Below are 19651 nucleotides of genomic sequence, written 5' to 3'. Positions count from 1 at the left end.
CCGCTCAAAAGTTCTTGCGCAGATCCATGCCCTGATACATCGACGCCACGAGATCGCCGTAGCCGTTGTACATGAGCGTCTTACGCTTGGGCTGGAAGAAACCGTCCTCGCCGATGCGCCGCTCCGTGGCCTGGCTCCAGCGCGGGTGATCGACATTCGGGTTCACGTTCGAATAAAAGCCGTATTCGCTCGGCGCGTACTTGTTCCAGCTCGTGGGCGGCTGGTTCGCGACGAAGCGGATCTTCACGATCGACTTCGCGCTCTTGAAGCCATACTTCCACGGCACGATCACACGCACAGGCGCGCCATTCTGGTTCGGCAGCACCTGGCCGTACAGGCCCACGGTGAGCAGCGTGAGCGGATTCATCGCTTCGTCCATGCGCAGGCCTTCCGAATACGGCCAGTCGAGAATCGGCTCGGCGAGGCCCGGCATCTGCGAAGGGTCGGCAAGCGTGACGAACTGCACGTAACGCGCATTGCCCGTAGGTTGCGCGCGGCGAATCAGTTCGGAAAGCGAAATACCGATCCACGGAACGACAATCGACCACCCCTCCACGCAGCGGTGCCGGTACACGCGCTCTTCGAGCGGCGCGAGCTTGAGGATCTCGTCGATGTCATAGACCTTCGGGTTCTTCACCTCACCTTCGACGCTCAGCTTCCACGGACGTGGGCGCAGCGTGTGCGCGTTCTGGGCCGGGTCGCCTTTATCGGTGCCGAACTCGTAGAAGTTGTTGTAGGTCGTGACGTCCTTGTAGGGCGTGACCTTGTCGAGCGCGACGAACTTCGTGTTCGTTTGCGCGGCGAGCTTCTGGGCCTTCGGGTCGCTGGGCGCGTATTCCGCGAGCGCCTGCGTCGCGCCGAATGGCCCCGCAATGCCGCCCAGCGCGAGCGCGCCCGCCGCCTGCAAAATGCGTCGGCGCTGCTCGAACACCTTTTGCGGCGTGATTTCGCTCGCGGGGATGTCGTCACCGTTGAGCAAGATCCTGCTGCTCCGCTTGATCCACATGTTGCTGCTCCTGCTTCCTGCGCGGCTTGGCGCCACCGGCGCGTTGATGGTGTCGCGATCCGTCCCTGCCGCGACTCGCGAGGGGGCGCGGGGTGGATCGACTGGATGACCTCAAGCGGGCAAACGCACGTGGCGCGCAAAGCTTCCAGGCTGACGAAAAAAAACCGTCGGAGCGCGAGGCATCCGACGGTTAGTTCGTCCTGCGAGCGGTTTCGGTTACAGCTTGCCGTAGCTGTGCAGGCCCGAGAGGAACATGTTCACGCCAAGGAACGCGAAGGTCGTGACGAGCAGGCCCGTGAGCGCCCACCAGGCCGCCACGCCGCCGCGCAGCCCCTTCATAAGCCGCATGTGCAGCCAGGCCGCGTAGTTGAGCCAGACGATCAGCGCCCAGGTTTCCTTCGGGTCCCAGCTCCAGTAGCCGCCCCAGGCCTGCGCGGCCCACAGCGCGCCAAGGATCGTGGCGATGGTGAAGAACGCGAAACCGACGGCGATCGACTTGTACATGACGTCGTCGAGCACGTCGAGCGAGGGCAGGCGGTCCGCCAGCACGCCGCGCTCCTTCATGATGTAGGCCACGCCCACCATGGCCGAGAGCGCGAAGCTGCCGTAGCCGATGAAGTTCGCCGGGACGTGAATCTTCATCCACCAGCTTTGCAGCGCGGGCACGAGCGGCTGGATCTGCTGCGCGTCGCGCGCGATCGAGTACCACATCAGGAAGCCCACGGCCGCGCTGATCACGAGCAGCACGAACGCGCCGAGCGCGCGCGTGTTGTAGTGCTTTTCGTAATACAGATAGAAGAGCGCCGTGATGAGGCTGAACAGCACGAACACTTCGTAGAGGTTCGAGATGGGAATATGGCCCACGTCCGCGCCGATCAGATACGACTCGTACCAGCGCACCATCAGGCCGACGAAGCCCATTAGCACCGCCGCCCACGTGAGCTTCGTGCCGATCGCGCCGCCGGTGGCCGAGCGCGAGAGCAGCCCGATCCAGTAGAACAGCGTGGCGAGCACGAAGAGCGCGCTCATCCACAGAATGGCCGACTGGCTGGAGAGGAAATACTTGAGGAAGAAGGCTTGATCGGCGCGCGCGAGGTCGCCCTGGTAGATCTGGATGGCCCCGATCGCGAGCACGGCGATGCCGGCCATGAGCAGCCGCGCCGGTTTCCAGCGCCAGCCCAGCACCACGAGCGCCGGTGTCGTGCCGCAGAGCACCAGCTTGTCGTAGTAGTTCATGTGCGCGTGGTAGCGCGAGAGCGCGAAACCCGCGCCCGCCACGAGCGCCAGCGCGAACAGCCAGTCGAGCGCGCTCAGGCGGCGCAGGAACGGGCGTTCGTCGAAGAAGTCGTCCGTGTGGAGGTCGTGAGCGCCCGCGGCGTCGCGCGCCGCGGAGCCGGCCAAAGCAGCGCGTTCGGCGCGGCGAGCCTTTGCGGAAGAGGAAACCTGAGTCAAGTCCATGGGCTTACCGGTGTCGATCGTGAATATCCTGGATCACGGCGCACGGTCCGTGCCGTTGCCGTTCGCGTCGCCAGTCTTCGGCGCCGCGCCCAGCGCGCGGCCGACCGCGTCGCGGGTACGGGCGAACTCCTTCTCGAAGTCGAGGGTACGGCGGGCGGTCGACATCGCCATGATGACGTCGACGCCGTGGCCCTCGCCATCCGGATCTTTCCGATCCTTCAGCCAGAACCACAACCGCCGCTCACGCACGTAGAACATCGAGAAGATGCCAAGCACGAGCAACAGGCTGCCAAGATACACGACTTTCTTGCCCGGCGCGCGCGTCAACTGAAATACCGAAGCTTGCACCTGCTTGAATGAATCGAGCTGTAGATAGACAGGCGATCCATACAGGAAGCTGTCGGATATGGCATTGATCGAGTCCTGCACGAAGCGCGCGGAATCGGCATCGGGCTTCAGGTCCGGCTCGCCGGCCTGCTCGCGGGCGAGCTGCCACAGGTCCCACGTCGCGCCTTCCAGCATGCGCAGCAGCAGGCCCGCAGCCTTTTCCTGCTGGTCCTTCGGCACCGATTTGTCGATGAAGGTCGCCACCGCCTGGAAGCCGCCTGCCGGCGTTGCCGCGCCCGTCTTCGGCGCGTCCGTGCCTGCGAAAAGGGTCAGCACGCGTTCCGCGCTCTCCTCCAGATGCTGTTGCAGTTCGCGGTTCGAATCGGGGACGGAGCGCGTCGCGAAGCGCTTCGCCGCCTGCACGCGCAACGCGGGATCTTCGAAGGCCGCGCGCAACATCATCCATTCTTTGGGCGTGCCGCCGCTGTCGGCGGGAATGCGAAGGTAGCGGAACGGATCGTCGGGATTCTCGCGCATGCCCGCGAGGAACATGCGATCGCCGCCGCCCACGTCCACGGGCAGCATGTAGTTGTTGTACTCGCGCGCCTGGCCGTCCTTGTCACGCACCTTGTACTGCACCGAGGGCCCGACGTTATGCAGGTCGAGCGGCTTCGAGCTCTTCGCGCCGGAACCGAGACGCTCGTCGAACGCTTCCTTGAGCGACTGGTGTGCCACGCCGCGCACGTCGTTCGCCCCGCTGCCGTTCGAGATGTTCTCGACGTTGATCGCGCGGAAGTCGGCGAATTCGATCGTCTGGCCGTCCATGCCCGGCAGGCTCTGGCCCGCGGGCGCCGCGAGCGGCGCCGAATTGCCGATCGTGCCGCCGAACGGGAAGCTCTTCATGCTTGCGCCCGCCATGGGCCATGCGGTCATCGACATCTGCGAGCCGCCGTCCTGGAAGCTCGACTGATAGATCGACACGCCGTCGTACTCGAACGGCTCGTTCACCTCGATGCGCGCCGGAACGCGCTGGCCCGTCTTGTGGTCGATCACGACGATGTCGCTCGCGAACAGCTTGGGCATGCCGGTCGAGTAGTAATCGACGATGAACTTGTTGAGCTGGATCGAGAACGGCAGGTCCTGGATCAGCGAGCCGTCGGGCTGGTTGAGGATGGCCGTGGACACATACTGGCCCTCCGGCACCCACGCGTAGCCGCGGAAGGTCGGGTTCGACTGCGAGAGCCGGTGCTCGGGCGGAATGTCGTTGATGACGGCATTGCTGCGAATGGGCGTCTTGTCGAAGAGCCACATCTGGAATTTGATCGGCAGATTGCTGTCGAGCAGGCCGCCGATGCAGATCACCACGATCGCGAGGTGCGCGAAGATGTAGCCGATCTTCGTGAGCGCGCCGCGCTTGGCGGCGATGAGCGTGGCGCCTTCGGTTTCGCGCGTGACGAAGCGGTAGCCCATGCGGCCCGCGAGCTTGCCGAGCGTGGCCGCGGTTTGCTCGCGCGTGCCGCCTTCCACCGCGAATTCGCCCTTGTGATGGAACGCGCGCAGGCTGCCTTCGCGGACCTTGTCCTTCCAGCTCTTCATGTCCGCGAGCATCTTCGGCGCGTTGCGGATCACGCACAGCGAGACCGACACCACGAGAAAGCCGAGGATCGTCATGAACCACCACGCACTGTAGACCGTGTAGAGGCTCAGCGAGCGGAAGATGTCGGCCCAGAACGGGCCGAACTGGTTGACGTAGTTCGGGTAAGGGTCGTCCTGCGTGAGCACCGTGCCGATGATGCTCGCAATGGCGAGCACGACGAGCAGCGCAATCGCGAAGCGCATCGAACTGATCAGCTCGACGGCGCCTTTCACCGCCTTCTGGCGAACATTCAACTGCAAACCCTGCGTGGTGACGCTCATTCAAACTCCGCTTTTCGCTTCTCGCTCGTGCGTCGGTTTCGCACGCGTGTCAGACGCTACAGCAAAAAAGGGTGCAGGCGCGCCGCTGGCGTGGCGACGTCCTCACCCTTTCTTGTTCTCCTGCCGGCCGCTTCGATCGACGCGCGGCAATCGCGCGGCAAACTCACAGTCAGTGCAAGCCCGCGGCGTAGTCGGCGACGGCTTTGATTTCGTCGTCCGAGAGCCGGTGCGCGACGGTGCGCATCGGGTCGTTGTTGTTGCGCGTGCCCTGCTGGAACGCGTTGAGCTGCGCGACGATGTACTCCGACCACTGGCCCGACAGGCGCGGGTACTGGATCGGAATGCCCTGCCCCGTGGGCCCGTGGCAGGCCGCGCACGCCGGCACGCCCTTGTCGGCGATGCCGCCGCGCCAGATGGCCTGACCTTGCGGCACGGTCTTCGCGTCGTGCGCGTAACCGGGCTTGGGTGTCTGGGAGGCGAACCAGGCTGCGACGTTGATCATATCCTGGTCTGACAGCGCTGCCGCAAAGCCCGCCATGATCGGGTTGGCGCGCGCGGCCGGCTTGCCGCCGGGCTGTGGCTTGAAGTCCTTGAGTTGCTTGACGAGATAGTCGGCGTGCTGGCCGGCGAGCTTCGGATAAGCGCCGCCGGCGCTGTTGCCGTCGGCCGCGTGACAGGCCGCGCAAACCTGCGCGGCGATCGCTTGCCCCCGGGCGAGATCGGGCTTGGCCGGCGTGCCCTGCTCCGCCGCTTTTGCTTGCCCCGCCATCATGACTAAACTTGCTGTAAGACCCGCCGCTATCGCACTCTCGAACACCTTCAAGGACTTGCCCAGTCGATTCATTCGCGCACCTTGTTTCGTCTTGTGGGAATCAGGTTCTGCAATGGACGACAGCGACCGATCTACCTCGAAAGGCCCGCGCTGGCCTCACTGGTATTCAGTAAACCATCGCATTGTACAATAGCGCGCAAGGCGTCACCGCGCCAGTCGGGCCTCGCCCCGATATCCCAGATTCCATCCCGGGCGCTTCCGGGCCCGGCGGGGCCACCCGCCGCGTTGTTTCATAATGTGGTCCTTTTCCGATGGCCTTCCTGCTGCATCAAGCCCGCTTCTTTACGACGGTCAACCACCTGCGCGATCTGCCCGCCACGGCGCGGCCCGAGGTCGCGTTCGCCGGCCGCTCGAACGCCGGCAAGTCCACCGCCATCAATCTGTTGTGCAACCAGAAGCGCCTCGCCTTCGCCTCGAAGACGCCTGGCCGCACCCAGCACATCAACTATTTCGGCGTCGGCCCCGCTGACGAACCGGCCGGCTATCTCGTCGACCTGCCGGGCTACGGCTACGCCGAAGTGCCGCTGGCCGCGAAGGCGCACTGGGAGCAACTGCTCTCGCTGTATCTGCAAACGCGCGCCCAGCTCGTGGGGCTCGTCCTGATGATGGACGCGCGTCGCCCGCTCACCGACCTCGACCGCCGCATGATCGAGTGGTTCGCGCCGACGGGCAAGCCGATCCACGCCCTCCTCACGAAATGCGACAAATTGACGCGTCAGGAAAGCGTGCTCGCGCTGCGTACGACGAACAAGGCGTTCGACGAATATCGTCAGCAAGGCTACGAAGGGAAATTGAGCGCCCAGCTTTTCTCCGCGCTCAAGCGCGTGGGGCTGGACGAGGCGCACGCGGTGATCGAAAGCTGGATCGTGCCGCAGGCATCCGAGGAAGAAACCGGCGCGGCAGCGAAGTAACGAAGTAACGCCGCTCGGGGCTGCGGCCCGCGCCAGCGGGCGTTTGGCGCGCTTTCGTCTGACCTTCCGGCAAGACGCGCAGCCTTGAGACCCGCTATGTGCGCTACCGCACACAACGCTCACCGGCTACGGCCGTCAATGCCCTTTGCGGGCCCGCTCGCGGCGCCAAAACCGCGATTTTCAGCCTCCCAGAAAAAAACCCGCCGTAAATGCCGGCGGGTTAAACAGCCTTATCGAAAAACGACAGGCACCCGCTCAGGGAGGAGAAGCGGGGAGCTCGGCGCCAGGCGCCTCGCTCGATCGGTATGATATACCATTGTCCCGAAAAGTTTCCCGCGCCCCGGGACCCATCCCGTTTCAAGATATCCGCCGACATGAGCTTCTACCCGCATCATCGTCCGCGCCGCATGCGACGTGACGATTTCTCGCGCCGTCTGATGCGCGAAAACCTCCTCACCACCAACGACCTGATCTACCCCGTGTTTGTCGTCGCGGGCAACAACGTGCGCGAAGCCGTGCCGTCGATGCCCGGCGTCGAGCGCGTGTCCATCGATCTGCTGATGGGGGTCGCCGAGCAGTGCGTCGAACTCGGCATTCCGGTGCTCTCGCTCTTCCCCGTGGTCGACCCGGCGCTCAAGACGCCCGATGGCGTCGAGGCGACGAACCCGGACGGCGTGATTCCGCGTGCCGTGCGCGAGTTGAAGAAACGTTTCCCCGATCTCGGCGTGCTCTGCGACGTTGCGCTCGACCCGTACACGAGCCACGGCCAGGACGGCGTGCTCGACGAAAACGGCTACGTCATCAACGACGAAACCATCGAGATCCTCGTCGCGCAGGCGCGCACGCAGGCCGAAGCGGGCGTCGATATCGTCGCGCCTTCGGACATGATGGACGGCCGCATCGGCGCGATCCGCGAGATGCTCGAAAGCGAGAACCATATTCATACGCGCATCATGGCGTACTCGGCCAAGTACGCTTCGGCGTTCTACGGTCCGTTCCGTGACGCCGTCGGTTCGGCGTCGAATCTGGGCAAGGGCAACAAGATGACCTACCAGATGGACCCGTCCAACTCCGATGAAGCGCTGCGCGAAGTGCGCCTCGACATCGAGGAAGGCGCGGACATGGTGATGGTCAAGCCCGGCATGCCGTATCTCGACATCGTGCGCCGCGTGAAGGACGAGTTCCGCTTCCCGACCTACGTGTACCAGGTGAGCGGCGAGTACGCCATGCTCAAGGCCGCCGCGCAAAACGGCTGGCTCGATCACGACAAGGTGATGATGGAGTCGCTCCTCGCGTTCAAGCGCGCGGGCGCCGACGGCATCCTCACGTATTTCGCGCTCGACGCCGCGCGTTTGCTGCGCGCGCAGAAGTAAGCGTCGCGTACCTCATATGCAAAAGGGCACGTCCACGGACGTGCCCTTTTGTTTTTGCGGCCGCGCTCAGGCTGACGGAGAAGCCTGTGGTTGCGCTGCGGGCGCCGTCACGCGATCGAGCCGCGCGAGGAAACGGTCGGCGTTTTCGTAGCCCACCACGCGCAGCACTTCGCGCCCTTGCGCATCGAAGAAGATGATGCCCGGCGGCCCGAACAGGCCAAAGCGCTTGAGCAGCGCCTGATCGTCGGGATTGTTGGCCGTCACGTCGGCGCGCAACAACCCGAGTTGCGCGAGGCGCGCCTGCACGCGTGGGTCGCTGAAGGTGAACTTCTCCATTTCCTTGCAGCTCACGCACCAGTCGGCGTAGAAGTCGAGCATCGACGGCTTGCCTGCCGACTTGAGCGCCGCGTCGAGTTGCGAAGGCGAACGCACGGGCGCAAACGCCAGCGCATCGGCTGCGTTCGCACCGGCGTTCTGGTTTCCGGTCGCGGCGGCGGAAGCGCCCACACCGCCCGCACCACCCTCGCGCGCGGCGAGCACCGCGAGCGGACGCAGCGGGTCGCTGGAGCCGGCGGCAAGCCCGACGATGAGCGTCGCCGCCCAGATGGCGAACGCCGCGCCCAGACCGCGCCCAAGACGGCGCCAGACGTTGGACGACCCCGCATTCGGCGTGAACAGGCCGAGCGCCGCCGCCGCGAGCAGCAGCCAGAGCGCGGCGAGCAGCATTTGCGCGGTCGCGCCGAGCACCGGCCAGACGATCCACAGCGCGGCGGCCAGCAGCACGACGCCGAAGAACACCTTCACGCCATCCATCCACGTGCCCGCGCGCGGCAGCAGCGCGCCAGCGCCAAGCCCGAGAATCATCAGCGGAACGCCAAGGCCCAGGCCCATCGCAAAGAGCGCTGCGCCGCCGAGCACGGCGTTGCCCGTGTGGGCGATGAACGCGAGCACCGCGAACAGCGGCGCGGTCATGCAGGCGCCCACCACGAGCGCGGAAAGCGCACCCATCAGGGCGACCGCCGCGAATTTTCCGCCCGAGCGGCCCTGCGTGGCGCGCGAGGCGCCGTCCTGCCAGCGCTGCGGCAGCGCGATGTCGTAGCCCGCGATCAGCATCACCGCAAAGGCCGTGAGCAGCACCGCAAACACGCCGAGCACCCACGGATTCTGCAACCACGCGCCCAGACTCTGGCCCACGAGGGCGGCAGCAATGCCGAGCGCGGTATAGACGAGCGCCATGCCGAGCACGTAGACGAACGAGAGCGCGAAGCCGCGGCTCCGCGTCACGCGCGCGCCCTCACCGACGATGATCGCCGAAAGGATCGGGATCATCGGATAGGAGCAGGGCAAGAGGCTCAGCACCATGCCCGCGACGAAGTACAGGCCGACCACCGCGAAGAAGCCGCCGCCTTGCAGCAGTGACTGGGCGTAGTCTGCGCTCGTGGCGCGCTCGTACCAAGGCTCGGCATCAGACGGGGCCGGTGCGGCGCTCGTCTGGGGCAAGGGCGCGGGCGTGGACGGCGCCCGAGCCGCGTCAGGCACGACGCTCTGGCCTGCCGTGGCGGCCTGCAAAGCCGCACCGCTCACGTGATAGACGTGCTCCGCCGGCGGATAGCAGATGCCCGCATCGGCGCAGCCTTGCGATGTCACGGCGAGATCGAACGGGCCGCCCGCCTTCTGCACCGGCACGCGAATCGTCAATTCGCCGCGATAGGTCTCCACGTTCTTCTGGAACGTCGGATCGAACTTCACGTGGCCAGGCGGGATCTGCGCATCGCCAAGTTGCGTCGTACCGTTGCGCGCGGCGAAGGCGAAGCGCTCGCGGTACATGTAGTAGCCGTCCGCGATCTTGAAATGCACGTCGACCATGCCTGGCTCCTCGCTCGCGCTGAACGTGAAGGCTTGATCGGGGGGCAGGAAGTCATCGTCGGCGGCACGCGCCAGCGACGCGCCGAACAGCAGCGGCAGCAGACAGCAGACTAGTGCGAAGAAGCTGAAGAGCGAAGGCGCGACGCGCGAGCGCCGATTGATGCGGTTAGACATGTAGGGGACGCTGAGTCTCGGCATTGACCCACTGCCCATAGGCGTTCGACGCCGTGGCCTGCCACGAGAGAATCTCGGGCGTCTCGTAGGGATGCTGGGTCTGGATGAACTGTTCGAGCTCGGCCGCGCGGGCGAGGCTCGTCTTGAAAAGCAGCTGGATCTCTTCGCCCGACTCGATCTTCCCCTGCCAGTGATATTCCGAATGCACGACGCCAAGACGCGTCACGCAGGCGGCGAGGCGCTGCGCAAGCGAGCCGGAGGCAAGCTTTTCGGCCGTGCCATCGTCGGGCACCGTGGTCAGCATCAGGGTCACATTGAGGGTCACGACGAACTCCGGCGTGGCGCCCGCGCGCGGCAGCGAACGCGGGCTTCGGGGCAGAACGTAATCGTACCATCGGCGCCGATTGCCTTCTCTCGTGCGCCATGTGGCAAAAGGGACCTGCGACCGGTAAACACGACTCGGCGCGTTTTAATCCGCGCCCAAAAACAAAAAAGCCAGGCTAGGCCTGGCTTTTTCGCGCGCCGCTCGATCGTGAGATCAAGCGACTGAAAGCTTATTCCGCTTCCTGGATGTTCTCTTCCGTGACTTCCGGACGGTCGAGCAGTTCGACCAGTGCCATCGGCGCGTTGTCGCCAACACGGAAACCGAACTTCAGGATACGCAGGTAGCCGCCCGGACGGTTCGCGAAACGCGGACCGAGCACGTCGAACAGCTTCGTGACCGAGTCACGATCGCGCAGGCGGTTGAACGCCAGACGACGGTTTGCCAGCGACGGCTTCTTGCCCAGCGTGATGAGGGGCTCGACAACCTTACGGAGTTCCTTCGCCTTCGGCAGCGTCGTCTTGATGACTTCGTGCTCGATGAGCGAGTTGGACATGTTACGGAGCATTGCCAGACGGTGGCTGCTCGTGCGGTTCAGTTTCCGCAGACCATGACGGTGACGCATTTCAATTTCCTTGAAACAAAGTTTTGGTCCAGCTCTTCTATCGCCTTTCCATGAAGGCACGGGCCGGTACGTGAAAAAGGCAAGACGCGGATTCTAAAGGAAAATCCGCGTCTGTGCCACATACATTACTTGTCGAGACCAGCCGGCGGCCAGTTTTCGAGCTTCATGCCGAGCGTGAGACCGCGCGAAGCGAGCACTTCCTTGATCTCGTTGAGCGACTTGCGACCCAGGTTCGGGGTCTTGAGCAGCTCGTTCTCGGTGCGCTGGATCAGATCGCCGATGTAGTAGATGTTCTCGGCCTTCAGGCAGTTCGCCGAGCGAACCGTGAGTTCGAGATCGTCCACCGGGCGCAGCAGGATCGGATCGATCTGCGGTGCGCGCGAAGGCGCTTCCGCGGCCGTTTCCGTGCCTTCCAGAGCAGCGAACACCGACAGCTGATCCACGAGGATGCGCGCCGACTGGCGGATCGCTTCCTCAGGCGAGATCACGCCGTTGGTTTCGATGTTCATCACGAGCTTGTCGAGGTCGGTACGCTGTTCGACACGCGCGCTTTCCACGGCGTAGCTCACGCGGCGAACCGGCGAGAACGACGCGTCCAGCACGATGCGGCCGATGATCTTGGCCGACTCGTCGCCATAACGGCGCACGTTGCCCGGCACATAGCCGCGGCCCTTTTCGATCTTGATCTGAACGTCGAGCTTGCCGCCCTTCGTCAGATGCGCAACCACGTGTTCCGGATTGATGACTTCGCAGTCGTGCGAGAGTTCGATGTCACCAGCGGTGACAACGCCTTCGCCTTCCTTGCGCAGCGTAACCGTCACTTCGTCACGGTTATGCAACTTGAACACCACACCCTTCAGGTTCAGCAGCAGGTTGACCACATCCTCTTGCACACCATCGAGCGTCGAGTATTCGTGCACGACGCCTGCGATCGTCACTTCGGTCGGCGCATAGCCCACCATCGACGACAGCAGCACGCGCCGGAGCGCGTTACCCAAGGTATGGCCATAACCGCGTTCGAACGGCTCCATGACCACTTTCGCGTGGTTGTCGCCGAGCGATTCCACAGCGATGATCTTGGGTTTCAACAAACTGGTTTGCATAGGTTTTCCTTTTCAATACCCTCGGCTCGTTACACCGATAAGGCTGAGATGGCCACAACCTGAAATTAAACAGCCGAGGCCACCTCCTGCGCGAAGCACAGAGGTCACCCCGGCCGTTAATCCGATTACCGCGAATACAATTCGACGATCAGGCTTTCGTTGATGTCGCCAGCGATGTCGCTGCGCTCAGGCATGCCCTTGTACGTGCCTTCGAACTTCTTCGCGTCGACCGAAACCCAACCTGCGATGCCGCCTTGCTCTGCCAGCGACAGGGCTTCGACGATACGCGCCTGCTTCTTCGCCTTTTCGCGGATCGCGACGACGTCGCCAGCCTTCACTTGCATCGACGGGATGTTCGCGACGACGCCGTTCAGCGTGAGAGCCTTGTGGCTCACGAGCTGACGCGCTTCAGCGCGGGTCGATGCGAAGCCCATGCGGTACACGACGTTGTCGAGACGCGACTCGAGCAGCTTCAGCAGGTTTTCGCCGGTGTTGCCCTTGATACGGTCCGCTTCCGCGAAGTAGCGGCGGAACTGACGCTCGAGCACGCCGTAGATACGCTTCACTTTTTGCTTTTCGCGAAGCTGCGTGCCGTAGTCGGACGTACGGGCACCCGAGGTGCGGCCATGCTGACCCGGCTTGCTGTCGAGCTTGCACTTGTCAGCGAGCGAGCGGCGTGCGCTCTTCAGGAAGAGGTCGGTGCCTTCACGGCGGGACAGCTTGGCCTTCGGGCCGATATAACGTGCCACGTTGCTTTCCTTCGATAATTGATCACGCGAAGTCTAAAACGGGAAGACCCGCGACTCGCGCTAGTTCGGCCCTTTGGACCGAACGGTGGGCTTAGTCAATTCAATAGCGCCGAGAGCCTGGGACGCCGTTTCCGGCGGCTCAGGCGATCGGCAAAAGCGACGCCTTAGATGCGACGGCGCTTCGGCGGACGGCAGCCGTTGTGCGGGACCGGCGTCACGTCGGAGATCGCGGTGATCTTGATGCCAAGACCATGCAGCGCGCGCACCGCCGATTCGCGGCCAGGACCGGGGCCCTTGATCCGCACTTCGAGGTTCTTCACGCCGTATTCCATCGCCACGCGGCCAGCCGATTCGGCTGCGACCTGAGCTGCGAAGGGGGTCGACTTGCGCGAACCCTTGAAGCCCTGACCGCCCGAGGTTGCCCAGGCAAGCGCGTTGCCTTGACGGTCGGTGATCGTGATGATGGTGTTGTTGAACGACGCGTGAACGTGAACCACGCCCTCGGCGACGTTCTTCTTAACCTTCTTGCGAACGCGTTGCGCCGCGGAGTTGTTCGAAGCCTTAGCCATTACGTTTTCCTGTAACTGTCAGATCCGCTTACTTCTTCAGCGACTGTGCTGCGCGGCGCGGACCCTTGCGCGTACGTGCGTTGGTACGCGTACGCTGGCCACGCAGGGGCAGGCCCTTGCGATGGCGCACGCCGCGGTAGCAGCCGAGGTCCATCAGGCGCTTGATGTTCATCGTCGTTTCACGGCGGAGATCGCCTTCGACGACAAACTTGCCCACTTCCTCACGCAGCTTTTCCAGATCCGCGTCGTCCAGGTCCTTGACCTTCTTGTTGAACGGCACACCCGCGGCCACGCAGATGTTGCGCGAACGCGTGCGGCCAACACCGAAAATTGCCGTCAGGCCGATTTCAGTGTGCTGGTGGTTCGGGATGTTAACCCCTGCAATACGAGCCATTGTTTTTCCTCAAACAAAAAGCGCAAGCGCGCTAATCAGCCTTGGCGCTGCTTGTGGCGCGGGTCCGAGCTGCAGATCACGCGAACGACGCCGTTACGCTTGATGATTTTGCAGTTGCGGCAAATGCGCTTTACCGATGCCATCACTTTCATGATATTACCCTTTTTCCTAAATCACTTCGCCCGGAACACGATCCGCGCACGCGACAGATCGTAAGGCGTCAACTCAACCGTCACCTTGTCGCCCGGGAGGATACGGATGTAGTGCATCCGCATCTTTCCGGAAATATGCCCTAGAACGACATGGCCATTTTCCAGCTTCACCCGGAAGGTTGCGTTGGGGAGGTTTTCGATCACCTCGCCTTGCATCTGGATTACATCGTCTTTGGCCATAGGTCCTTTCAACGCATCGGGACGCCGCCGCCCTTGAAGTTGGCCTTCTTGAGCAGCGATTCATATTGTTGCGACATCACGTACGACTGTACCTGCGCCATGAAGTCCATTGTGACGACGACAATGATCAGCAACGACGTTCCGCCAAAATAAAACGGCACGTTCCAGCGCAGTACCAGAAACTCCGGCAGCAGGCAAACGAACACGATATAGATCGCACCGGCCAGCGTCAGACGCGTGAGGATGCGGTCGATATAACGTGCCGTCTGATCGCCCGGGCGGATGCCAGGAACGAACGCGCCACTTTTCTTCAGGTTGTCGGCCGTTTCCCTGCTGTTGAACACCAGTGCGGTGTAGAAGAAGCAGAAAAAGACGATCGCCAACGCGTACAGCAACACGTACACAGGCTGGCCAGGCTTGAGAGCTTCGGCCACGTTGTGCAGCGTGTCCGCGAACCAGCCGGAACGCGAACCCGAACTGAACCAGTTCAGAACTGTCGCCGGGAACAGGATGATCGACGACGCGAAGATCGGCGGAATCACACCCGACATGTTCAGCTTGAGCGGCAGGTGAGACGACTGCCCGCCGTAAATCTTGTTACCAACCTGACGCTTCGCATAGTTCACGAGGATCTTGCGCTGGCCGCGTTCAATGAACACTACCAGATACGTCACGGCCGCAATCAGCAACACGATGATGATCGCCGAGACGGGGCCCATCGAGCCAGTGCGAACCAGTTCGAACAGACCGCCGATCGCATTGGGGAAACCCGCCGCGATCCCGCCGAAGATGATGATCGAAATGCCGTTGCCAAGCCCGCGTTCCGTGATCTGCTCACCAAGCCACATCAGGAACATCGTGCCGGTCACGAGCGTCACGACCGTCGTCAAGCGGAACACCATGCCCGGATCGATCACGAGGCCGGGCTGGTTCTCCAGCGCGACCGCGATGCCGAACGCCTGAAACGTCGCCAGCACCACCGTGAAGATCCGCGTGTACTGCGTGATCTTGCGTTGTCCAGCCTGCCCTTCCTTCTTCAGCGCCTCGAGCTGCGGCGAAACAATCGCCATCAGCTGCAAGATGATCGACGCCGAGATATACGGCATCACACCCAGCGCGAAGATCGTGAACCGCGACAGTGCGCCACCCGAGAACATGTTGAACATGCCAAGGATGCCGCCCGACTGGCTCTGAAAGAGCTTCGCCAGTTGGTCCGGATCGATACCCGGAACCGGAATGTGCGCGCCGATGCGATAAACGACCAGCGCCAGCAGCAGGAACACTGCACGCCGACGCAGGTCGCCGAACTTCGGTGCGCTGCGACCGGTTTTTGCGAGACTCGGGCTGTTAGCCAAGTAGCTTCTCCGATGCAGATGCTAGTGACGGCGGGCAAGCCCGCACGCACCACTCACAATCACTCGGCAAAAGAACCGCCTGCTGCTTCAATCGCAGCACGCGCATTCTTCGTCGCACCCAGGCCCTTCACGACGACCTTGCGCTTGATCTCGCCGGTGGCGATGATCTTCGCGCTGCGGGTCAGTTCGCCCACGAGGCCTGCCTGCTTGAGAGCCAGCAGATCGATTTCGTCGACCGGCAGCTTCTCGAGGTCGGCGAGGCGCACTTCACCAACGAATTCCTTCGTCAGCGAGGTGAAGCCGCGCTTCGGCAGACGACGTTGCAGCGGCATTTGACCGCCTTCGAAGCCAACCTTGTGGAAGCCGCCCGAACGCGATTTCTGACCCTTGTGACCACGGCCGGCAGTCTTGCCGAGGCCGGAGCCGATGCCGCGACCGACGCGACGCTTAGCGTGCTTCGCGCCTTCTGCCGGCTTCAGGTTATTCAATTCCATTTCAAACTCCTGGAGTCTTTTGGTCCGCGTGCGCGTTAACCGATGACCTTGACGAGGTACGAGACCTTGTTGATCATGCCGCGCACAGCCGGCGTGTCCTGCAACTCGGAAACCGAGTTCAGGCGGCGCAGGCCGAGACCGCGCACGGTGGCACGGTGCGTTTCGCGGGTCCCAATCAGGCTCTTGACGAGCTGAACCTTGACAGTTTTTTCAGACATGGTGCCCACCCTTAGCCCAGAATGTCTTCGACGGACTTGCCGCGCTTCGCCGCGATGTCAGCCGGGGTCGACTGCTTGCGCAGACCGTCCAGCGTGGCGCGAACGAGGTTGTACGGGTTCGTCGAACCGTGGCTCTTGGCCACGACGTTCTGCACGCCCATCACGTCGAACACTGCGCGCATCGGGCCGCCGGCGATCACGCCCGTACCTGCCTTCGCCGGAGCGAGGAGGACGACCGATGCGCCATGCTTGCCGTGCACTTCGTGTTGCAGGGTGCCGTTCTTCAGGGGCACCTTGAACATGTTGCGGCGAGCTTGTTCCATCGCCTTCTGGACAGCAACCGGCACTTCCTTCGACTTGCCCTTGCCCATACCGACGCGGCCATCACCATCGCCAACCACGGTCAGTGCGGCGAAGCCGAGAATACGGCCGCCCTTCACAACCTTGGTCACGCGATTGACCGAAATCATTTTTTCGCGAAGGCCGTCGTCGCGTTCGTCAGCCTGAACTTTCGCTTGCATCTTTGCCATGACGAATTCCTTCCTTAGAACTTGAGCCCGGCTTCGCGCGCTGCATCAGCCAGCGCCTTGACGCGGCCGTGGTAGCGGAAACCCGAGCGGTCAAAGGCGACGGATTCGATGCCGGCGGCCTTAGCCTTTTCTGCAATACGCTTGCCGATCAGCGAGGCAGCGGCGACGTTGCCGCCCTTGCCCGACTGGTCAGCCAGTTGCGCACGCACTTCAGCTTCAAGCGTCGACGCGCTGGCCAGCACCTTGGTGCCGCAGGGCGAAAACACTTGCGCGTAGATGTGCGTGTTCGTGCGATGCACGGCCAGACGCGCGACCTGAAGCTCAGCGATCTTGAGACGCGTCTGACGAGCGCGGCGCAGGCGAGATTGAACCTTATCCATGATTGCGCACCCTTACTTCTTCTTCGTTTCTTTGAGGATCACGACCTCGTCGGAATAACGCACGCCCTTGCCCTTGTACGGCTCAGGCGGACGATAGCCGCGCACTTCTGCTGCGGTCTGTCCGACTTTCTGCTTGTCGATCCCCTTGATCACGATTTCCGTTTGCGACGGGGTTTCGGCCTTGATGCCTTCGGGCATCTGGTGCACCACGGGGTGCGAGAAACCCAGCGACAGATTCAGCTTGTCGCCTTGCGCCTGAGCACGGTAACCAACGCCAACCAGCGTCAGCTTGCGCTCAAAACCCTTCGTCACGCCTTGCACCATGTTCGCGACGATCGCGCGCATCGTGCCCGACATCGCATTGGCTTCGCGGCTGTCGTCGGTCGGCTCAAACTTGAGCGTGCCGTTGTCGTTCACCACCTTGACGAGGCGGTTCGCAGCTTGCGAAATCGTACCCAGCGCGCCCTTGACGGTAATCTTCTCGTCGCTGAGCGTCGCTTCTGCGCCTTGCAGCGCGACCGGGCTCTTACCTACTCGAGACATGTTTCTTCTCCTTAGGTCTTAAGCGACGTAGCAGATAACTTCGCCGCCGACGCCAGTAGCGCGCGCCTTGCGGTCCGTCATCACACCCTTCGGCGTCGAGACGATCGCAACGCCCAGGCCATTCATGACCTGCGGGATGTCGTTACGGCCGCGGTACACGCGCAGACCCGGCTTCGAGACGCGTTCGATGCGCTCGATAACGGGACGGCCAGCGTAGTACTTCAACGCGATGTTCAATTCCGACTTCGCACCTTCGGTTTTCACCGCGAAGTCGTCGATATAACCTTCGTCCTTCAGAACCTGCGCAATCGCAATCTTCACTTTCGACGAGGGCATAGCAACCGAAACTTTCTCGACCATCTGCGCATTGCGGATGCGAGTCAGCATATCGGCGATAGGATCACTCATGCTCATTTATGTTTCTCCTATTACCAGCTCGCCTTGGTGATGCCAGGGATCTCACCACGGAACGCGATTTCACGAATCTTGTTACGTGCGAGACCGAATTTGCGGAACGTGCCACGCGGACGACCCGTGATCGCGCAGCGGTTACGCTTGCGGGTCGGGTTCGAGTTGCGGGGCAGTTGTTGCAGTTCGAGGCGAGCTGCGTAACGCTCTTCTTCAGACTTGCTTTGGTCGTCGATGATCGCCTTCAGCTCTGCACGCTTCGGTGCAAATTTCGCTGCCAGACGAGCGCGCTTCTTTTCACGTTCGATCAGTGCCAGTTTAGCCACGGTAACCTCAGTTTCTGAACGGGAACTTGAAGCTGGCGAGCAGTGCCTTCGCTTCTTCGTCGGTCTTCGCAGTCGTCGTGATGCTGATGTTCAGCCCACGCAGCGCGTCGATCTTGTCGTAGTCGATTTCGGGGAAAATGATCTGCTCTTTCACACCGATGTTGTAGTTACCACGGCCGTCGAACGCCTTGCCCGACACGCCACGGAAGTCGCGCACGCGGGGGAGCGCAACCGTCACGAAACGGTCCAGGAATTCGTACATGGCATTGCCACGCAGGGTAACCATCGTACCGATCGGGTAGCTTTCGCGGATCTTGAAACCAGCGATTGCCTTACGCGACTTGGTGATGACGGGCTTTTGGCCGGCGATCTTCGTGAGGTCGCCAACGGCGTGCTCGAGGACCTTCTTGTCAGCGACGGCTTCACCGACACCCATGTTCAGGGTGATCTTGGTGAGGCGCGGCACTTCCATGACCGACTTGTAACCGAACTTCTCGATCAGGCCAGGAACGACCTTCTCTTTGTAAAATTCTTGCAAACGTGCCATTTTTTACTCCGCAGCGTCAGGCGCTCAGAACAGCACCGGTCGTCTTCAGGAAACGAACTTTCTTGTCCCCTTCGACCTTGATGCCCACGCGCGACGGCTTACCGTTCGCGTCGACCAGTGCGACGTTCGAGATAGCCAGCGGCATTGCCTTGGCTTCCACGCCACCCGTCGTACCCTTCATCGGGTTCGGCTTCACATGTTTTTTGACAATGTTGATGCCTTCGACAGTAACGCGCTCTTCGCCAATCGCCACTACGACGCCGCGCTTGCCCTTGTCTTTGCCAGTGACGACGATGACTTCGTCACCCTTGCGAATCTTGTTCATCGCGACTCCTTACAGCACTTCCGGCGCCAGCGAAACGATCTTCATGAATCGTTCGCTACGCAGCTCACGCGTAACCGGCCCGAAAATACGGGTGCCGATCGGCTCAAGCTTGGTGTTCAAAAGCACGGCGGCGTTGCCATCGAACTTGATCAGCGAGCCGTCTTGACGGCGCACGCCCTTCGCGGTGCGAACCACAACGGCGTTGTAGATTTCGCCCTTTTTCACGCGCCCACGCGGCGTTGCTTCCTTGACGGTCACCTTGATGATGTCGCCAATGCTGGCATAACGACGCTTCGAGCCGCCGAGCACCTTGATGCACATGACTTCACGCGCACCCGTGTTGTCGGCTACTTCAAGCCGAGTTTCGGTCTGGATCATGGTTTATCTTTCCCAACTTAATCCGGTTGCGCCACCATGGCACATCCAGTCAGTCTTGGTCCCGTCAGCCGCGCCGCCACTAGAACGACCGCTCAGCTGCTTGGGTTAGAACAGCAGCGACGGCAAACG

At 62.4% G+C, this 19651-nt stretch carries 26 protein-coding genes; 2 read left to right on the top strand and 24 right to left on the bottom strand.

All coding sequences use genetic code 11. From position 1 onward, the window contains the following. Positions 1 to 4: 4 nt before the first annotated feature. The 4 genes from msrP to C7401_RS28920 all read right to left on the bottom strand — a co-directional run bounded on the left by msrP (position 5) and on the right by C7401_RS28920 (position 5552). Positions 5 to 1006: a protein-methionine-sulfoxide reductase catalytic subunit MsrP gene (gene msrP / locus C7401_RS28935; protein ID WP_112174830.1), complete on the bottom strand. Its 1002-nt coding sequence runs from the start codon at positions 1004 to 1006 to the stop codon at positions 5 to 7. 216 nt (positions 1007 to 1222) lie between these two features. Then, positions 1223 to 2464 carry a c-type cytochrome biogenesis protein CcsB gene (gene ccsB, locus C7401_RS28930; protein WP_112174829.1) on the bottom strand — a complete coding sequence of 414 codons (1242 nt, stop codon included), beginning with the start codon at positions 2462 to 2464 and terminating at the stop codon, positions 1223 to 1225. Between the two features lie 33 nt (positions 2465 to 2497). Next, positions 2498 to 4708, bottom strand: a complete 2211-nt coding sequence (locus tag C7401_RS28925) for a cytochrome c biogenesis protein ResB (protein ID WP_112174828.1) — start codon at positions 4706 to 4708, stop codon at positions 2498 to 2500. A gap of 169 nt (positions 4709 to 4877) precedes the next feature. Next, positions 4878 to 5552, bottom strand: coding sequence for a c-type cytochrome (locus tag C7401_RS28920; protein ID WP_112174827.1), 675 nt, complete (start codon positions 5550 to 5552; stop codon positions 4878 to 4880). Positions 5553 to 5791: 239 nt separating this feature from the next. On the opposite strand from C7401_RS28920, the gene yihA reads away from it, so the two are divergent. Together yihA and hemB are read left to right on the top strand one after the other, a co-directional pair. After that, positions 5792 to 6451, top strand: a complete 660-nt coding sequence (gene yihA / locus C7401_RS28915; RefSeq protein WP_112174826.1) for a ribosome biogenesis GTP-binding protein YihA/YsxC — start codon at positions 5792 to 5794, stop codon at positions 6449 to 6451. 374 nt (positions 6452 to 6825) lie between these two features. Further along, a complete protein-coding gene (gene hemB / locus C7401_RS28910; RefSeq protein WP_112174825.1) occupies positions 6826 to 7824 on the top strand; it encodes a porphobilinogen synthase in 999 nt (332 codons plus the stop codon). 66 nt (positions 7825 to 7890) lie between these two features. On the opposite strand, the gene dsbD is transcribed toward hemB, so the two are convergent. From dsbD to rplN, 20 genes are all read right to left on the bottom strand, one after another. Continuing rightward, positions 7891 to 9864, bottom strand: a complete 1974-nt coding sequence (gene dsbD / locus C7401_RS28905; RefSeq protein ID WP_112174824.1) for a protein-disulfide reductase DsbD — start codon at positions 9862 to 9864, stop codon at positions 7891 to 7893. Further along, complete coding sequence (gene cutA / locus C7401_RS28900; protein WP_181565720.1) at positions 9857 to 10168, bottom strand: divalent-cation tolerance protein CutA; 312 nt, start codon at positions 10166 to 10168, stop codon at positions 9857 to 9859. Before cutA ends, dsbD begins: the two co-directional genes overlap by 8 nt. Positions 10169 to 10418: 250 nt before the next feature. After that, a complete protein-coding gene (gene rplQ / locus C7401_RS28895; protein ID WP_027819334.1) occupies positions 10419 to 10811 on the bottom strand; it encodes a 50S ribosomal protein L17 in 393 nt (130 codons plus the stop codon). Between the two features lie 125 nt (positions 10812 to 10936). Continuing rightward, positions 10937 to 11914, bottom strand: coding sequence for a DNA-directed RNA polymerase subunit alpha (locus C7401_RS28890; protein ID WP_027819335.1), 978 nt, complete (start codon positions 11912 to 11914; stop codon positions 10937 to 10939). A 125-nt stretch (positions 11915 to 12039) separates the two neighbouring features. Next, positions 12040 to 12663, bottom strand: a complete 624-nt coding sequence (gene rpsD, locus C7401_RS28885; protein ID WP_112174822.1) for a 30S ribosomal protein S4 — start codon at positions 12661 to 12663, stop codon at positions 12040 to 12042. A 164-nt stretch (positions 12664 to 12827) separates the two neighbouring features. Further along, positions 12828 to 13232 (bottom strand): 30S ribosomal protein S11, encoded by a 405-nt coding sequence (gene rpsK, locus C7401_RS28880; RefSeq protein ID WP_006052224.1) that lies wholly within the window; start codon positions 13230 to 13232, stop codon positions 12828 to 12830. Between the two features lie 28 nt (positions 13233 to 13260). Beyond that, on the bottom strand, positions 13261 to 13626 hold the full coding sequence (gene rpsM, locus C7401_RS28875) for a 30S ribosomal protein S13 (protein WP_027819337.1): 366 nt from the start codon (positions 13624 to 13626) through the stop codon (positions 13261 to 13263). Between the two features lie 35 nt (positions 13627 to 13661). Next, the gene (gene rpmJ, locus C7401_RS28870; protein ID WP_027819338.1) at positions 13662 to 13778 is read right to left on the bottom strand and encodes a 50S ribosomal protein L36; all 117 of its coding nucleotides are present in this window, start codon (positions 13776 to 13778) and stop codon (positions 13662 to 13664) included. A 21-nt stretch (positions 13779 to 13799) separates the two neighbouring features. Next, positions 13800 to 14018: a translation initiation factor IF-1 gene (infA, locus tag C7401_RS28865; protein WP_004521905.1), complete on the bottom strand. Its 219-nt coding sequence runs from the start codon at positions 14016 to 14018 to the stop codon at positions 13800 to 13802. Between the two features lie 8 nt (positions 14019 to 14026). Further along, positions 14027 to 15373, bottom strand: coding sequence for a preprotein translocase subunit SecY (gene secY, locus C7401_RS28860; protein WP_112174821.1), 1347 nt, complete (start codon positions 15371 to 15373; stop codon positions 14027 to 14029). Positions 15374 to 15432: 59 nt separating this feature from the next. Further along, positions 15433 to 15867, bottom strand: coding sequence for a 50S ribosomal protein L15 (rplO, locus tag C7401_RS28855; RefSeq protein WP_028228146.1), 435 nt, complete (start codon positions 15865 to 15867; stop codon positions 15433 to 15435). A 35-nt stretch (positions 15868 to 15902) separates the two neighbouring features. After that, positions 15903 to 16085 (bottom strand): 50S ribosomal protein L30, encoded by a 183-nt coding sequence (gene rpmD, locus C7401_RS28850; RefSeq protein WP_010106952.1) that lies wholly within the window; start codon positions 16083 to 16085, stop codon positions 15903 to 15905. Positions 16086 to 16096: 11 nt separating this feature from the next. Further along, on the bottom strand, positions 16097 to 16615 hold the full coding sequence (gene rpsE / locus C7401_RS28845) for a 30S ribosomal protein S5 (protein ID WP_028206522.1): 519 nt from the start codon (positions 16613 to 16615) through the stop codon (positions 16097 to 16099). A gap of 14 nt (positions 16616 to 16629) precedes the next feature. After that, positions 16630 to 16995, bottom strand: a complete 366-nt coding sequence (gene rplR, locus C7401_RS28840; protein ID WP_112174820.1) for a 50S ribosomal protein L18 — start codon at positions 16993 to 16995, stop codon at positions 16630 to 16632. A gap of 12 nt (positions 16996 to 17007) precedes the next feature. Further along, positions 17008 to 17538 carry a 50S ribosomal protein L6 gene (gene rplF, locus C7401_RS28835; RefSeq protein WP_112174819.1) on the bottom strand — a complete coding sequence of 177 codons (531 nt, stop codon included), beginning with the start codon at positions 17536 to 17538 and terminating at the stop codon, positions 17008 to 17010. Positions 17539 to 17556: 18 nt separating this feature from the next. Then, entirely contained in the window at positions 17557 to 17952 is a 396-nt protein-coding gene (gene rpsH, locus C7401_RS28830) for a 30S ribosomal protein S8 (RefSeq protein ID WP_027819345.1), read from the bottom strand. 14 nt (positions 17953 to 17966) lie between these two features. Then, complete coding sequence (gene rpsN, locus C7401_RS28825) at positions 17967 to 18272, bottom strand: 30S ribosomal protein S14 (RefSeq protein ID WP_027819346.1); 306 nt, start codon at positions 18270 to 18272, stop codon at positions 17967 to 17969. 7 nt (positions 18273 to 18279) lie between these two features. Continuing rightward, positions 18280 to 18819 (bottom strand): 50S ribosomal protein L5, encoded by a 540-nt coding sequence (gene rplE / locus C7401_RS28820; RefSeq protein WP_027819347.1) that lies wholly within the window; start codon positions 18817 to 18819, stop codon positions 18280 to 18282. Between the two features lie 16 nt (positions 18820 to 18835). After that, complete coding sequence (gene rplX / locus C7401_RS28815; RefSeq protein ID WP_112174818.1) at positions 18836 to 19144, bottom strand: 50S ribosomal protein L24; 309 nt, start codon at positions 19142 to 19144, stop codon at positions 18836 to 18838. 9 nt (positions 19145 to 19153) lie between these two features. Next, positions 19154 to 19522: a 50S ribosomal protein L14 gene (rplN, locus tag C7401_RS28810; RefSeq protein ID WP_006998478.1), complete on the bottom strand. Its 369-nt coding sequence runs from the start codon at positions 19520 to 19522 to the stop codon at positions 19154 to 19156. Between the last annotated feature and the right edge of the window lie 129 nt (positions 19523 to 19651).

Origin of the sequence: Paraburkholderia unamae, assembly GCF_003268775.1 — a bacterium.
GTDB lineage: Bacteria > Pseudomonadota > Gammaproteobacteria > Burkholderiales > Burkholderiaceae > Paraburkholderia > Paraburkholderia unamae.
The sequence above is the reverse complement of the archived record's forward strand: the minus strand, read 5'-3'. Positions and strand labels throughout refer to the sequence as shown.